This is a genomic window from Burkholderia sp. Ac-20345, from assembly GCF_017104825.1.
In the GTDB taxonomy this organism is placed as follows: Bacteria; Pseudomonadota; Gammaproteobacteria; order Burkholderiales; family Burkholderiaceae; genus Burkholderia; species Burkholderia lata_B.
On sequence record NZ_JAAGPO010000227.1, the window covers coordinates 1 to 15,017 of the forward strand.

At 67.0% G+C, this 15,017-nt stretch carries 13 protein-coding genes and 1 pseudogene; 6 read left to right on the plus strand and 8 right to left on the minus strand.

Translation table 11 applies throughout. From position 1 onward, the window contains the following. Nucleotides 1–932 (plus strand): FAD-dependent oxidoreductase (locus G3O06_RS41260; RefSeq protein WP_205819533.1); only part of this gene is annotated, 932 nt, incomplete at its 5' end. 80 nt (nt 933–1,012) lie between these two features. Here G3O06_RS41260 and G3O06_RS41265 read toward each other — a convergent pair. From G3O06_RS41265 to glpD, 3 genes are all read right to left on the minus strand, one after another. Continuing rightward, nucleotides 1,013–1,729, minus strand: a complete 717-nt coding sequence (locus G3O06_RS41265) for an MIP/aquaporin family protein (RefSeq protein ID WP_059233266.1) — start codon at nt 1,727–1,729, stop codon at nt 1,013–1,015. An 81-nt stretch (nt 1,730–1,810) separates the two neighbouring features. Then, nucleotides 1,811–3,313 (minus strand): glycerol kinase GlpK, encoded by a 1,503-nt coding sequence (gene glpK / locus G3O06_RS41270; RefSeq protein ID WP_174915365.1) that lies wholly within the window; start codon nt 3,311–3,313, stop codon nt 1,811–1,813. A 106-nt stretch (nt 3,314–3,419) separates the two neighbouring features. Continuing rightward, a complete protein-coding gene (gene glpD / locus G3O06_RS41275) occupies nt 3,420–4,943 on the minus strand; it encodes a glycerol-3-phosphate dehydrogenase (protein ID WP_205819534.1) in 1,524 nt (507 codons plus the stop codon). A 162-nt stretch (nt 4,944–5,105) separates the two neighbouring features. Between glpD and G3O06_RS41280 the strand changes: the two genes are divergently transcribed. Next, nucleotides 5,106–5,474 (plus strand): hypothetical protein, encoded by a 369-nt coding sequence (locus G3O06_RS41280; protein ID WP_205819535.1) that lies wholly within the window; start codon nt 5,106–5,108, stop codon nt 5,472–5,474. Between the two features lie 89 nt (nt 5,475–5,563). Here G3O06_RS41280 and G3O06_RS41285 read toward each other — a convergent pair whose 3' ends face one another. Together G3O06_RS41285 and G3O06_RS41290 are read right to left on the minus strand one after the other, a co-directional pair. Continuing rightward, entirely contained in the window at nt 5,564–5,761 is a 198-nt protein-coding gene (locus G3O06_RS41285) for a hypothetical protein (protein WP_011353109.1), read from the minus strand. 304 nt (nt 5,762–6,065) lie between these two features. Then, entirely contained in the window at nt 6,066–6,845 is a 780-nt protein-coding gene (locus G3O06_RS41290) for a DeoR/GlpR family DNA-binding transcription regulator (RefSeq protein WP_048025981.1), read from the minus strand. A 222-nt stretch (nt 6,846–7,067) separates the two neighbouring features. Between G3O06_RS41290 and G3O06_RS41295 the strand changes: the two genes are divergently transcribed. The 3 genes from G3O06_RS41295 to G3O06_RS41305 all read left to right on the plus strand — a co-directional run bounded on the left by G3O06_RS41295 (nt 7,068) and on the right by G3O06_RS41305 (nt 10,441). After that, the gene (locus G3O06_RS41295) at nt 7,068–8,708 is read left to right on the plus strand and encodes a gamma-glutamyltransferase family protein (protein WP_205819536.1); all 1,641 of its coding nucleotides are present in this window, start codon (nt 7,068–7,070) and stop codon (nt 8,706–8,708) included. A gap of 328 nt (nt 8,709–9,036) precedes the next feature. Continuing rightward, entirely contained in the window at nt 9,037–9,864 is an 828-nt protein-coding gene (locus G3O06_RS41300; protein ID WP_174915361.1) for a ferritin-like domain-containing protein, read from the plus strand. A gap of 70 nt (nt 9,865–9,934) precedes the next feature. After that, nucleotides 9,935–10,441 (plus strand): hypothetical protein, encoded by a 507-nt coding sequence (locus G3O06_RS41305; RefSeq protein ID WP_205819537.1) that lies wholly within the window; start codon nt 9,935–9,937, stop codon nt 10,439–10,441. Here the strand turns inward: G3O06_RS41305 and G3O06_RS41310 are convergent. The 3 genes from G3O06_RS41310 to G3O06_RS41320 all read right to left on the minus strand — a co-directional run bounded on the left by G3O06_RS41310 (nt 10,435) and on the right by G3O06_RS41320 (nt 14,105). Beyond that, nucleotides 10,435–11,889 (minus strand): DEAD/DEAH box helicase, encoded by a 1,455-nt coding sequence (locus G3O06_RS41310; protein WP_205819538.1) that lies wholly within the window; start codon nt 11,887–11,889, stop codon nt 10,435–10,437. The two genes, G3O06_RS41305 and G3O06_RS41310, sit on opposite strands and share 7 nt — an antisense overlap. A 133-nt stretch (nt 11,890–12,022) precedes the next feature. Beyond that, nucleotides 12,023–13,321, minus strand: a complete 1,299-nt coding sequence (locus G3O06_RS41315) for a cytochrome c (protein WP_174986074.1) — start codon at nt 13,319–13,321, stop codon at nt 12,023–12,025. A 19-nt stretch (nt 13,322–13,340) separates the two neighbouring features. After that, on the minus strand, nt 13,341–14,105 hold the full coding sequence (locus G3O06_RS41320) for a c-type cytochrome (protein ID WP_041492946.1): 765 nt from the start codon (nt 14,103–14,105) through the stop codon (nt 13,341–13,343). A gap of 376 nt (nt 14,106–14,481) precedes the next feature. Here G3O06_RS41320 and G3O06_RS41325 point away from each other — a divergent pair. Beyond that, nucleotides 14,482–15,017, plus strand: a pseudogene (locus G3O06_RS41325) (copper resistance protein CopD); the annotation flags it as partial.

The window sequence follows — 15,017 nt, forward strand, 5'->3', positions numbered from 1 at the left end:
TCGCGACCGGCGGCCGCGCGCGGCGCCTCGCGATTCCGGGCGCGACGCTCAACGGCGTGTTTGCGTTGCGCACGCTCGACGATGCGGCGGCGCTCGGCATGCGGCTCGTGCCCGATGCGCGGGTCGTGCTGATCGGCGGCGGCTTCATCGGTCTCGAAGTCGCGGCGTCGGCGCGACAGCGCGGCTGTCGTGTGACGGTGCTCGATGCGGCGTCGCGCCTGCTCGGGCGCGCGGTGCCGGAGACGATCGCGGCGCGTGTGCACGCGCTTCACGAACGGGAGGGCGTGGCCATTCGCGTGAACCGGAAGCCGGTTGCGATCGAGCGCACGGCGGGCGGCGCGCTGGCCGTCGTGCTCGACGACGGCGACACGTTGATCGCCGACACGGTCGTCGCCGGCATCGGCATCGACCCGGCTGACGAGCTGGCGCGTGACGCGGGCCTCGCCGTCGAGTGCGGCATCGTCGTGAACACGCGGCTCGAGACTTCGGCGCTCGGCATCTACGCGGCCGGCGACGTCGCGGTGTTTCCGAGTGTGCTGTCAGGGCGGCTGGTCCGGCAGGAGACGTGGCACGGCGCCGAGACGCAGGCGCGCGTCGCCGCGCGCAACATGCTCGGCGCCGACGAGCCGTATCGCGAGACGCCGTGGTTCTGGTCGGATCAATACGACGCGCAGTTGCAGGTGGCCGGGGAGCCGGCGCTCGGCGAGCGGTCGGTCGCGCGCGTGCTCGACGACGACGCGGAAATCCACTTCCATTTCGACGCCGGTGCGCGGCTTGTCGCCGCGAGCGGTTTCGGCCGCGCGTCGGGGTTCGTCAAGGAAATGCGCGTGGCGAGAATGCTGGTCGAGCGCGGGATCGACGTGAGCCCGGCGGCCGTTGCGGATAGGGGGGTGAAGCTGAAGTCGCTGGTATCGGCCGCGGGCGACCGGTAGCGGGAACGATGCGGCGAACCGCGAGAGAAGGGGCGTGAAGCGCGCGGCGATGCATGCCGCGCGCTTCGGTCAAACCACGATCAGATCGTCGTGTGCAGGTGCAGGTACAGGCCGGCCGCCGCGGCGCCGCCCAGCAGCGGGCCGACGACGGGCACCCACGCATAGCGCCAGTCGCTGTCGCGCTTGCCGGGGATCGGCAGCAGCGCGTGCATGATGCGCGGCGACAGGTCGCGTGCGGGGCTCATCGCATAGCCGGTCGGGCCGCCGAGCGAGATGCCGATGCCGAGCACGAGCAGGCCGACGGGCAGTGCGTCGAGCGCGCCGAGGCCTACCTGCGGCGATGCGAGATACAGCACGCCGAGGATCAGCACGAACGTGCAGATCGCTTCGGTCAGCACGTTGTGCGTGACGCTGCGGATCGCGGGCGCCGTGCAGAACACCGCGAGCTTCAGGTCCGCATCGGCTTCCTTCGCGAAGTGCTGGCGATACGCGAGCCACACGAGCAGGGCGCCCGCCATCCCGCCGAGCATCTGCGCGAGGATGTAGCCGCCGACTTTCGACCACGCGAACTTGCCCGCGAGCGCGAGACTGATGGTGACGATCGGGTTCAGGTGCGCGCCGCTGAACGACGCGGTCACGTAGACGGCGACGAATACTGCCATCGCCCAGCCCATCACGATCACGATCAGGTCCGCGCCTTTGCCCTTGGTCTTTGCAAGCAGCACGTTTGCGACCGCGCCGTTGCCGAGCAGCACGAGGATCGCTGTGCCGATGAACTCTGCAATATAAGGTGACATGATTGTCTCTCGTATGTCATCGCGGACTCGCGCGTTGCGCGGTCCGCCGGTGTTGTTGTATTTCGTTTGGAAGTCTTGGGATTACTGGGCGTCGTCGGCCCACGCCTTCGCAGCGCGTACCGCACGCTGCCAGCCCGACATGCAGCGTTCGACCTGCTCCTTCTGCATCGACGGCGAGAAGCGGCGATCGAGCTGCCACTGGTCGCGCACTTCGTCGAGGTTCTTCCAGTAGCCGATCGCGAGGCCCGCGAGGTAGGCCGCGCCGAGCGCGGTCGTCTCGGTGATCTGCGGACGCACCGCGTCGACGCCGAGCAGGTCCGCCTGGAACTGCATCAGCAGGTCGTTCGCGCTCGCGCCGCCGTCCACGCGAAGTTCGCCGATGCTGATGCCCGAATCGGCTTCCATCGCGGCCAGCACGTCGAGCGACTGGTACGCGATCGAATCGAGCGCCGCGCGTGCGAGGTGCGCGGAGGTCGTGCCGCGCGTGACGCCGAACACCGAGCCGCGCGCCCGCGCGTTCCAGTGCGGTGCGCCGAGGCCGGCGAACGCGGGCACCAGATAGACGCCGTCGGTGTGCGGCACGCTCGCGGCGAGCGCTTCGATTTCAGCAGCCGACTTGATGATGCCGACGCCGTCGCGCAGCCACTGCACCACTGCGCCCGCGATGAAGATGCTGCCTTCCAGCGCGTACTGCACGTTGTCGCCGATCTGCCAGGCGATCGTCGTGACGAGGTTGTTCTTCGATTCGATCGGCTTGTCGCCGGTGTTCATCATCAGGAAGCAGCCGGTGCCGTAGGTGTTCTTCACCATGCCGGACTGCGTGCACATCTGGCCGAACAGCGCTGCCTGCTGGTCGCCCGCGATGCCCGCGAGCGGGATCTTCGACGCGAACACGGTGGTCTTCGTGTGGCCGTAGATTTCCGACGATGCCTTCACTTCCGGCAGCATGCTGCGCGGGATGTCGAGCAGCTCGAGCAGTTCGTTGTCCCACTCGCGCGTGTGGATGTTGAACAGCATCGTGCGCGACGCGTTCGTCACGTCGGTCACGTGCAGTTCGTGCTTCGTGAAGTTCCACACGAGCCAGCTGTCGACGGTGCCGAACGCGAGCTTGCCCTGCTTGGCCTTCTCGCGTGCGCCCGGCACGTTGTCGAGGATCCAGCGGATCTTGGTTCCGGAGAAGTACGAATCGATCGGCAGGCCGGTCTTCGCGCGCACCTTCGCCTCGAGGCCCTGTGCTTTCAGCGAATCGCAGAAGTCGGCCGTGCGGCGATCCTGCCAGACGATCGCGTTGTAGACGGGCTGGCCGGTCTCGCGATCCCAGACGATCGTGGTTTCACGCTGGTTGGTGATGCCGATCGCGGCGATCGACGTGCCGTTCAGGCCCGTGCGCGTGACGGCTTCGGCGGCGACGCCGGCTTGCGTCGACCAGATTTCCTGCGGGTCGTGCTCGACCCAGCCGGGTTGCGGGTAGATCTGCTCGAATTCCTTCTGGGCGATCGATACGATATTGCCCTGGCGATCGAACAGCATCGCGCGGGAACTCGTGGTGCCCTGGTCAAGCGCGAGGATGTACTGATCCTGCATGTCTCTCATCTCCATCCGTGGATTTGGCTTAGTTGTGATGCGCGCCGCATGTGGGGCGGCGCGTCGGTGAGTCAACGTCGGTACGGCAACTGCAACTGCATTCGGATCAGGCGTGCGGCGCGTGCGCGGCGGCAAACCACCCATCGACCGCGGCGGTCACCGCGTCGAGCGTGCCCGGCGTCACGTGCAGGCCGAGCTTCGAGCGGCGCCACAGCACGTCCTGCGCGCAGGTCGCCCATTCGGCGTCGCGCAGGTAGCGCAGTTCGGCGTCGTAGATGCCCGGTGCGATTTCGGTGCCGAGATCGGCGAGCGACTTCGCGCTGTCGATCACGCGCTCCGCGCGCGTGCCGTATGCGCGTGCATAGCGGCGGGCGAGCGCGGCGGGCAGCCACGCATGGCGTTTGGCGAACGTGTCGGCGAATGCGTCGAACTTCGCGTTCGCGATGTCGCCGCCCGGCAGCGCGACGCCGGCCGTCCAGGTCTTCGCGTCGCTGCCGAGCGCGTGGCACAGCATGTCGCCGGCTTCTTCCGCGAGCTTGCGGAACGTCGTGATCTTGCCGCCGAACACCGACAGCAGCGGGGCGCCCGCGCCGTCGTCCAGCTCGAGGCGGTAGTCGCGCGTGACGGCCGATGCGTTCGCGGCGTTCTCGTCTTCCAGCAGCGGGCGCACGCCCGAGTAGGTCCAGTGCACGTCGGCCGGCGAGATCTTGCGCTTGAAGTAGCGGTTGATCGAGTCGCACAGGTACTGCGTCTCGTCGCGATCGATCGCGACCTTCGCGGGGTCGTTCGTGTATTCGACGTCGGTCGTGCCGATCAGCGTGAAATCGTGTTCGTACGGAATCGCGAAGATGATCCGCTTGTCCGGGTTCTGGAAGATGTACGCGTGGTCGTGATCGAACAGGCGGCGCGTGATGATGTGGCTGCCCTTCACGAGCCGCACGCTGTGGTGCGCGCCGCGGCCGAGCGCGCCTTTCAGCACTTCACCGACCCACGGGCCGGCCGCGTTCGCGATCGCGCGCGCATGCACGACGCGGATCGAGCCGTCGGCGTGCTGCAGCCGCGCTTCCCATTCGTCGCCGCGGCGTTCGGCGGATACCAGCTTCGTGCGCGTCAGGATCTCGGCGCCGCGCTCCTTCGCGTCCATCGCGTTCAGCACGACGAGGCGCGCGTCGTCGACCCAGCCGTCCGAATAGACGAAGCCGCGCTTGATCGAATCGATCAGCGGCGCGCCGGCCGCATGGCGGCGCATGTCGATGCCGCGCGAGCCGGGCAGCAGTTCGCGTTTCGCGAGGTGATCGTAAAGGAACAGGCCGATGCGGATCAGCCAGGCCGGACGCAGGTTCGGCATGTGCGGCATCACGAAGCGCAGCGGCCACATGATGTGCGGCGCCGCGCGCAGCAGCGTCTCGCGCTCCTGCAGCGCCTTGCGCACGAGCCCGAACTCGTTGTACTCGAGGTAGCGCAGGCCGCCGTGAATCAGCTTGGTGCTGGACGACGACGTGTGCGACGCGAGGTCGTCCTGCTCGCAGAGCATGACCGACAGGCCGCGGCCGGCCGCATCGCGCGCGATGCCCGCGCCGTTGATGCCGCCGCCGACGACGAGCAGATCGTAGCGATTCGGTTGGGTCACCTGCTGTCCTTATCGTCTGTTGAAATTGGGCGAACATGAAATGTTCGAATTCGAAATTTAACGAACGAAATCGAAAAAGTAAAGTTCGATAAAGCGGGGCCAGTAGCGCGGGGCGCGATCCCGGACGATACTGGCGGAATCGACCGTTTCGCGAGGTGAATCATGCGTATTGGGATGTGGGCCGGCGTGTGCGCCGTCCTTCTGGCGGGGTGCAGTGCCGGCATGCCGCCGCTCGTCGGCAACTGGCGCACGCCGTCGTTCGTCGACCTGCAGACGTCATGCGGCGGCACCGCGCGGGATTGGGGCGCGGACGCGCAGCCGGTCTACTCGACGCTGGTCGACGCGTACGTGGCGAAACGGTATCGCGGGCTGACCGAAGCGAACTATTGCGCGTTCGTAAACGAACTTTCGACGCACTATGCGGCGCCTGATGCGACGACGCGTGCCGGCTGGATCGCGTATTTCAACGGAGCGCGTGCGCAGGCCATCAGCTGGCGGGCGGCGGTCGATCCGACGCTGCGCGGCGGCTGAAGCAGGCCGCGGCGGGCCGGCGAGAGAAGCGGGAACGGCCGCGCGGCCCGGAATCTGGGCGGCGCGGTCAGGTCAGGAACGGTGTGGTTTTACGAATAGCGGTATTTGATGGATCGCAGCGCGGCGTCGCCGGTTTCGGTCACGCAGTATTTGCGCCCCGATCCGAGCCCTTCCAGGCGAACGAGCTGCTGTTCCAGCAGTGCATCGATTTCGTCCCGATCCATATGGGTTTGATCGGGAGCGTCCTTCACAAGCAATAGCGTGGCGAATTCATGCGGACTCAGCATCGTTCTCTCCATGGCGACCAGTCAGCCCGCGCGGCCGGCGTAGAAGCCGACGCGCGATACCCATCGGGGTATGGCTTGGGGGGAAAAGCTGCATGCGCCGGCCATGCCATTCGTCCGCGCCCTGGCACAGGCGGAACGGTCGAAACGGGCCGGGGAACTGGAGTCTAGTCGAGCACGCAGGCAACGACAAATCGTGCCCCGTTAATTTTCCCTTTGACAGCCGAACCGCGCGCAAGCGGTTTGCTTGCGACGCCAACTTCTTGATTTCACTTGAAGTTTCGGGTGCGGTGCAGCATCGGCGCCGTCACTCCGCGACGTACACCTGGGTGCCGGCGGCCGCCACGGCATCGGCCATCTCGGGTGGCAGCGGCTTGTCGGTGAAGAGCGCGTGCACCTGGCTCAGATGGCCCTGGCGCACCAGCGCGGGGCGGCCGACCTTCGAGTGGTCGGCGACGAGATAGACCGTGCGCGCATGCTGCATGATCGCCTCGGCCACGCGCACTTCGCGCGTGTCGAAGTCGCGCAGCGTGCCGTCGGCCTCGATCGCCGACGTGCCGATGATCGCGTAGTCGACCTTGAACTGGCGGATGAAGTCGATCGCGAGTTCGCCGACGATCCCCTTGTCCCATGGCCGCACGATGCCGCCCGTGATCAGCACCTCGCAGTCGGGATAGCCGCTCATCATCGACGCGACGTTCAGGTTGTTCGTGATCACGTGCAGCCCGTGGTGGCGGTTCAGCGCGCGGGCGACTTCCTCGGTGGTCGTGCCGAGGTTGATGAACAGCGATGCCTGGTCGGGAATGTGCGACGCCGCGAGCGCCGCGATGCGCCGCTTCTCGTCGTGGAACATCCGCTGGCGGGCCGTGTACGACACGTTCTCCGAGCTGGTCGGCAGGCTGGCGCCGCCGTGGTAGCGGCGCAGCAGGTTCAGGTCGGCGAGCCAGTTCACGTCGCGGCGGATCGTCTGCGGCGTCACCGCGAAGTGCGCGGCGAGATCGTCGACGGTCACGAAGCCGTCGCGCTGCACCCATTCGAGCAGTTCCTGCTGACGCGCGTTGAGGGTGAGGCGAGGATCTCGGGTCATGGCTCGATGGTCGTGTCGTGAGACGGAGCGGGTATTGTAAGGGCGGCAACGGCGTTAGGCCGGCCTGGCCCGCATGGTCGCCAGGAATTCATGCGGAAATTGCATTGATTCATGTGACAAATGAATTTGTGCGATTGCGCTGATCGCGCTGCAATGGCGGATTGCCCGCGCACGCGCGTGCGCGTCCGGCGCGTTCATTCAGCTTTCGACGAGGTGGAACCGATGACTGGCTTCAACTGGCACAACCCGTATCCGACGACCCGCATTCCGGTGTTCGCGCGCAACGTCGTGTCGACGTCGCACCCGCTCGCCGCGCAGGCCGGGCTGCGGATGCTGTGGAAGGGCGGCAATGCGGTCGACGCGGCGCTGGCCGCGGCAGCCGCGATCACGGTCGTCGAGCCCGTGTCGTGCGGGCTCGGCGGCGACGCGTTCGCGCTCGTGTGGGACGGCGAGCGGTTGTCTGGGCTGAACGCGTCGGGCGTCGCGCCGGCCGCGTGGAACGTCGATTATTTCCGCAAGCGCCACGGCGAGGCGGGCAACGGCTTCGCGAACAAGCCGACGCGCGGCTGGGATACCGTCACCGTGCCGGGCGTGATCGCGGGCTGGGAAGCGCTGCATGCGAAGTTCGGTTCGCTGCCGTTCGCGGACCTGCTCGAACCGGCGATCGAGATCGCGGAGCGCGGCTATGCGGTGCCGCCGATCGTCGCGCACAAGTGGGCGGCCGCCGTGCCGGAACTCAAGGGGTTGCCGGGTTTCGCGGAAACCTTCATGCCGCACGGCCGCGCACCGCAGGTGGGCGAGCGCGTGTGCCTGCCCGGTCATGCGCAGACGCTGCGCACGCTTGCGAAGGAGGGCGCCCGCGCGTTCTACGAGGGCGCGCTCGCCGAGCGCATCGCCGCGTTCTCCCGCGAAGGCGGTGGCGCGCTGACCGCAGCCGACCTGCACGCTTACCGGCCCGAATGGGTCGAGCCGATCGGCAAGCGCTTCGGCCGTCACACGATTCACGAGATTCCGCCGAACGGGCAGGGTATCGCCGCGCTGATCGCGCTCGGGATCGCCGAGCACGCGGGCGTGACCGAATGGCCAGTCGATTCGGCCGACTCGCAGCATTTGCAGATCGAGGCGATGAAGCTCGCGTTCGCCGATGTCTATCGCTACGTCGCCGATCCGCGCGCGATGGAAGTCACACCTGAGCAGATGCTCGACGATGCATATCTCGCCGAACGCGCGAAGCTGATCGATCCCGCGCGCGCGACGCACTTCGGCGCCGGCCGGCCGCATTCGGGCGGTACGATCTACCTGTCGGCGGCCGACGAGCGCGGGATGATGGTGAGCTTCATCCAGTCGAACTACATGGGCTTCGGTTCGGGGCTCGTGGTACCCGGCACCGGCATCGCGCTGCAGAACCGCGGGCATGGCTTCTCGATGGACCCGGCTTCGCCGAACGTCGTGGCGGGCGGCAAGCGGCCGTTTCACACGATCATCCCGGCGTTCGTCACCGAGGAGGTCGACGGCCGCACCGAGGCCGTGATGAGCTTCGGCGTGATGGGCGGCGACATGCAGCCGCAGGGCCATCTGCAGACCGTCGTGCGGATGCTCGGCTATGGCCAGCAACCGCAGGCCGCCTGCGATGCGCCGCGCTGGAAGGTCAACCGCGACTTCACGCTCGATGTCGAAGCAACGATGAATCGCGCGACCGTCGAAGCGCTGGCCGCACGCGGCCATACGATCAAGTCGATCGACGATCCTTACATGGATTTCGGTTCGGGGCAGTTCATCTGGCGTCTCGACCGCGACGATCGCGAGCGCGGCTACGTGGCCGCGAGCGACAGCCGGCGCGACGGTCTGGCGGCCGGTTTCTGACGGGTTGCCGCCGCCTTTCGTTTGCAGTTTTTTGCGCTTCACGGGCGGCCGAACGGCCGCCCGTTTCGTTTGGCGTGGCCGTTACCATCGAACGGCCGCAAGCGGTTTGAAGGACTCGTCTAACGAACGGCAACAGACGCCGTGGAACTGCGCTTGTCGGTTATGGTCAGTGCTCTGGAGCACGAACATCAAAGTCCGGCTAAGATGCCAGCATGGTTCGGCCGGACCAATCCACTATAAACGCAAGTAAAACGCCGCCAGCGGGACGGTTGGCGCCAGTGCCGAAGGCATGGGCCGGCCCCCGCGCGACGACTGGGAGCGCACCACCATGGACACCAAAACGACGCATGTGATGCCGTGGCGAATCGAGGACATCGACCTGAACCGGATCGATCGTCAGCGTGCCGCCGCGAACGAAGATCTGTTGCTGTTGCTGTGCGCGTCGTCGTTCATCGAAAGCGGCTCGGATCTCTACACGAGCAATCTGAGCCAGTTCTTCAACGACGATCCGGAAGTCTCCGCATGGCTCAACAATGCATGGGAGCACGAAGAATTGCAGCACGGGCGCGCGCTGAAGGCGTACATCGCGCACGTGTGGCCGGAGTTCGACTGGGATACCGCGTTCGCGAATTTCTTCGCCGAGTATTCGCAGACCTGCAAGGTCGAGGCGTTCGAGAAGACCCGCGCACTCGAGATGGTCGCGCGCTGCGTCGTCGAGACAGGCACGGCCACGCTCTATCGCGCGATCAACGAGTGCTCGGACGAGCCCGTGCTGAAGGAAATCACCGACAACATCCGCACGGACGAAGTGCGCCACTACAAGCACTTCTTCAAGTTCTTCAAGAAGTACAACCAGCTCGAAGGCAATGGCCGGCTCGCGGTGCTCGGCGCGCTGGCGCGCCGCGTGATGGAGATCAAGAACGAGGATTCCGAGATCGCGCTGCGCCACGTGTTCGCGGTCCGCTACCCGGATCGTGTCGGCGACAGCCAGTACAACCGCGAACGCGTCGCGCGCATCAGCAAGCTCGTGCGGCGCAACCTGTCGGCCGACATGTGCGTGAAGATGCTGCTCAAGCCGCTCGACCTGCCCGCGAAGATCCAGCCGGGCGTCCACTATCCGCTCACCAAGATCACGCGGCACGTGTTCCTGCGCTGATCGCCGCGGCGCGGCCCGGCGCGCGTATGCTGCGGTTTCTTCATCCGCTTTCCACCGGGGCCACGCCATCATGACCGATACCCATCGCCACGCGCTCGAACAATGGACGTTCGATGCGTGGCCGCCGGCCGTCGTTTCGTTGTTCGACGGCACCGCGCTCGAGCGTCATGCCGACTTCGCCGCATCGCTGATCGTCGCGACCGACGATGGCCAGTTGCGCACGACGCTGCTCGGCGTCGGCGAGATCTATGCACACGATGCGCGCACGCTGCTGCTGGCGCTCTGGCCGCAATCGCGTGCGGCGCGCGCGATCGCGCAACGGCGTACGGCCGCGTTGACGCTCGTCGCGGACGGCGCGTTCTTTCAGGCGCAACTGACGATGGAGCCGCTCGAAGGAGACTTCGGCGGACTGGCCGGATTCGTTGCGACGATCGCGCATGGCGATGCGCAGCGGGTCGGCTATGCGCGACTCGCGACAGGTGTCACGTTCACGCTGGAAGGGGAGCGCGCCGCGGTGCTCGCGCGCTGGCAACGCCAGGTCGAGCACCTGCGGCGCGCGGCCGCACGGCTTCAGTGACCGCGCTGGCCGCTACGCGACGAACGGTTGCGGTTCGGGTGCGCGGCGTTGCCGTTTGCCGGGCGTGCGCTGTTGCCGCCACCTGACGGACGTCCACCCGTACCACCGGCGCCGCCTTGCCCTTGCCCTTGCGTGCGCGGCTTCGCGGCCTTCTGCTGAGACGCCTTCGGTTGTGCGTTGCCGTCGCGTTTCGCGGCCGGCTGGCCCGAGCCGCCTGCGCGCGGCTGGCGATTGCCGCCACCGCCACCACCGCCGCGCGGCTGCTGCTGGCCGCGGCGCTGCTGGATCGGCTCCGGCTTCGCGTTCGGATCGGGTTCGAAGCCCGCGATCACTTCCTGCGGAATCTCGCGCTTGATCAGCCGCTCGATGTCGCGCAGCAGCTGCTTTTCGTCCACGCACACGAGCGACACGGCTTCGCCGGTCGCGCCCGCGCGGCCCGTGCGGCCGATCCGGTGCACGTAGTCTTCCGGCACGTTCGGCAGGTCGAAGTTGACGACGTGCGGCAGCTGGTCGATGTCGATCCCGCGCGCGGCGATATCGGTCGCGACGAGCACCTGCAGCGTGCTGTTCTTGAATTCCGCAAGCGCGCGCGTGCGGGCCGACTGGCTCTTGTTGCCGTGGATCGCCATCGCGCTGATGCCGTCCTTCGTCAGCTGCTCGGCAAGCCGGTTCGCGCCGTGCTTCGTGCGCGTGAACACGAGCACCTGGAACCAGTTGTGCTCGCGGATCAGGTGCGTGAGCAGTTCGCGCTTGCGGTCGCGGTCGACCGGGTGGATCTTCTGCGCGACGCTTTCGGCGGTCGTGTTGCGGCGTGCGACTTCGATCAGCGCCGGCGAGTCGAGCAGGCTGTCGGCGAGCGCCTTGATCTCGTCGGAGAAGGTGGCCGAGAACAGCAGGTTCTGACGCTGCGGCGGCAGCTTCGCGAGCACGCGCTTGATGTCGTGGATGAAGCCCATGTCGAGCATCCGGTCGGCTTCGTCGAGCACGAGGATGTCGAGGTCCGACAGGTCGATCGTCTTCTGCTGCATGTGGTCGAGCAAGCGGCCCGGCGTCGCGACGACGATGTCGACGCCGCGCTTGAGCGCATCGATCTGCGGATTGATGCTGACGCCGCCGAACATCACGGTCGAGCGCAGCTTCAGGTACTTGCTGTACGCACGCACGCTTTCCTCGACCTGGGCGGCGAGTTCGCGCGTCGGCGTGAGGATCAGCGCGCGCACCGCGCGCTTCGCGCCACGATGCTCCGCGTAGAACGTATGCAGGCGTTGCAGGATCGGCAGCGTGAAGCCGGCGGTCTTGCCGGTGCCCGTCTGCGCGCCGGCGAGCAGGTCGCCGCCGCCGAGGACGGCGGGGATCGCCTGCTGCTGGATCGGAGTCGGCGACGTGTAGCCGAGCTCGTTGACCGCCTTGACCAGCGGTTCGGCCAGGCCGAGAGATTCGAAAGACATAGATACCACTCTTCAGTTTTATGATCGGCGACGTCTCGCGCGGCCCGCGCGGGAGTGACATCGCAAAATGCAAAATGCAAAAGGGCGCGGCCGCGGTTTCCCGCAGCCGCGCCCCGTTTGTGTTCGCCGCTTCTTAGTCGAGCGGCGCGGAACGCAGGTCGCTCACCTGTTGCGGCGAGATCGGCGTACCGTTGTTACCCCACGACATCCGGATATACGTGACAACCGCCGCCACTTCCTGGTTCGACAGCGACTGTGCGAACGGCGGCATCCCGTACGGACGCGGATTCTTGAACGTGCTCGGCGGATAGCCGCCATTCAGCACCATGCGGATCGGGTTGACTGCCGATTCCATCATGATCGAGTGGTTGCCCGCGAGCGGCGGATACGCCGGCGGCTTGCCTGCGCCGGTTTCGGCGTGGCAGGTCGCGCAGTTGTCCGCGTAGATCTTCTTGCCCTGGTCGAACAGCGCGTTGCCGAACTGCTTCGACGGCTCGTACTGCATGTTCTTCGGCGCTTCAGCCTTCTGCGGGATCGACTTCAGGTACGTCGACATCGCGCGCGTATCTTCGTCGCTCATGTACTGCAGGCTGTTGTGCACGACGTCGGCCATCGGGCCGAACACCGCACCCTTGTTCGACACACCGGCCTGCAGCAGGTCGGACAGCTCCTGCACGTGCCAGTCGCCGAGGCCGAGTTCCTTGTCGTTCGTCAGCGACGGAGCGTACCAGTTCTGCAGCGGGATCAGGCCGCCGGCGAACGCCGACCCCGTCACCGGGCCGCCCATCATGTTGATCGACGTGTGGCACATCGAGCAGTGGCCGAGGCCTTCGACGAGGTACGCGCCGCGGTTCCATTCGACCGACTTGGTCGGATCCGGCTTGTACTCGCCTTCCTTGAAGAACAGCGTGCGCCAGCCGATCAGCAGGTTGCGGTTGTTGAACGGGAACTTCAGTTCATGCGGACGGCTCGGCACCGACACCGGCGCGACCGAGCGCAGGTATGCGTAGATCGCGTCCGAATCCGAGCGCGTGACCTTCGTGTAGCTCGCGAACGGGAAGCCCGGGTAGAGCAGGCTGCCATCCTTCGAACGGCCGGTGTGCATCGCGCGGTAGAAGTCGTCCGACGTCCACTTGCCGATGCCGTCCTTGTCGTCCGGCGTGATGTTCGGCGTGTACATCGTGCCGAACGGCGTCGCCATCGGCAGGCCGCCCGCGAACGACTTGCCGCCGCGCACGGTGTGGCACGCGATACAGTCGCCGACGCGCGCGAGGTATTCGCCCTTCTTGATCAGCGCGGCCTGGTCGGCCGGCGTGGCCGCGACGGCAGCGGCGCCGTGCAGCGTGTCGTTGCCCGGCCACAGGACCGGCACGAGGGCGGCAGCCGCGACGATCGCGACGGCCGAGAGTGCAAACAGGGACTTGCGTTTCATTGTGTCTGTCTCCCTTGCCTTATTGCGGTTCGCTGCCGCAGGCGAGCGGAGTCTTCATCGAACGCGCCGGAGCCGGCACGGGGTTGGCGGGCGCCGGTTGCGCGGCGAGCCACGCGGTCACGGCCGTCACGTCTTCGTCGGAAAGCTTCGAAGCGACGTCATGCATGCAATCGGGCGCCTTCGCGTGACGGTTGCCCGAACGCCATGCACCGATCTGCGCGCTCAGGTAATCGGCGTGCAGGCCGACCAGGCCCGGGATCGCCGGCTGCATGCCGGTCAGCGTCGCGCCGTGGCAGGCCACGCAGGCCGGCAGCTTGCGGGACGGGTCGCCTTGCGTGACGAGTTGCTTGCCGCGCGCGAGCGTCGCGGCCGGCAGCGTCGGCTTCGCCGGCGCCGGGTACGGCGGGCGTTCAGCCGAGAAGTGCTCGGCCATCTCGCGCAGGTAGTCGTCGTTCAGGTACGTCAGCAGGTAGTTCATCGGCGGGTACTTGCGCCGGCCGTCACGGAAGTTGACGAGCTGGTTGTACAGGTACTCGGCGGGCTTGCCGGCAAGACGCGGGAAGTAGTCGTTGTCCGTGCCCTGGCCATGGACGCCATGGCAGGCCGTACAGCCGCGCACGCGCTCGGCCATGGTATCGGGTGCCTTGAGCGGCGCCTGCTGGGCGTGCGCTTGCTCCGTGGGCTTGGTCTGCGCTTGGGCAGCGCTCATAAGGCCCGCGCTGCCGAACATCAGAACGGCGAGCAGCGGACGGAAGAGGCGTCTTGAAGACACACGAGACTCCATGTTTATTCGACGGGGACCTGTCCGGGCTACGATCGGCTCGGCGCATGACGGCAAGGCAGCCGGGCTGCTGCGACGCGGCATTCTATCATCGATGGGTAATGACGGCTATTTGGCAAAAGGACAGCGGTTCCTGTCCGATTGCGACTTGCGACAATTTGACGCGCATTGCGGCGCACCGGTGTGAACCGGCGTGCGTTTTCACCATCGAAGACCGTACACTCGCGGGTCGCGCGGCGCCGCCTCCGCCGCAGGTCCAGTCATTTCTCCCGTTTCCGGATTCATCGATGACGTTTTCTACCGTGCCGTTGCCCTCCTCACGCTGTCCGTCCTGTTGCCGCCGCCCCGTCGGCCTGCCGCTTTCGGGAGGGTGTGCGCGATGAAGTTCGACAGCTTGTGGATCGGTCAGGTCGCGCTCGCGGCGCTGATGGACGCCGCGTTCGCGATGGCGGTCGGCTCGGCGCTGCTCAAGGCATGGCTCGGCAAGGACGGTGCGCGTCCGGTCATTGCGCCGTCGCATCCCGCGTGGCTGCGCGCGCAACATTCGCTGGTCGCGGCGGCGCTGGCGCTGGTGCTCGCGGATCTCGGCTGGCTCGTCTACGAGGCCGCGACGATGAGCGGGGCCGGGCTCGGCGGCGCGTTCGCCGCGATTCCCGTCATGCTGATGCAGACGCATACGGGCTTCGCGTGGAGCGTCGCGTTCGCAGGTGCCGTGGTGCTCGCGATCGTCGCGCTGGCCAAGCCGGATGGCCCGGTCGCGCATGCGGTGCTGTGGCTCGCGGTGATCGTGGTCGCGGCCGGCAAGGCGTCGCTCGGCCATGCGGCCGATACGGGCGCGCTGTCCGCGGCGGTCGGCGTGCAGACGCTGCACCTGCTCGCAACCGCCGTGTGGGGCGGCCTCGTGCTCGCGGGCGG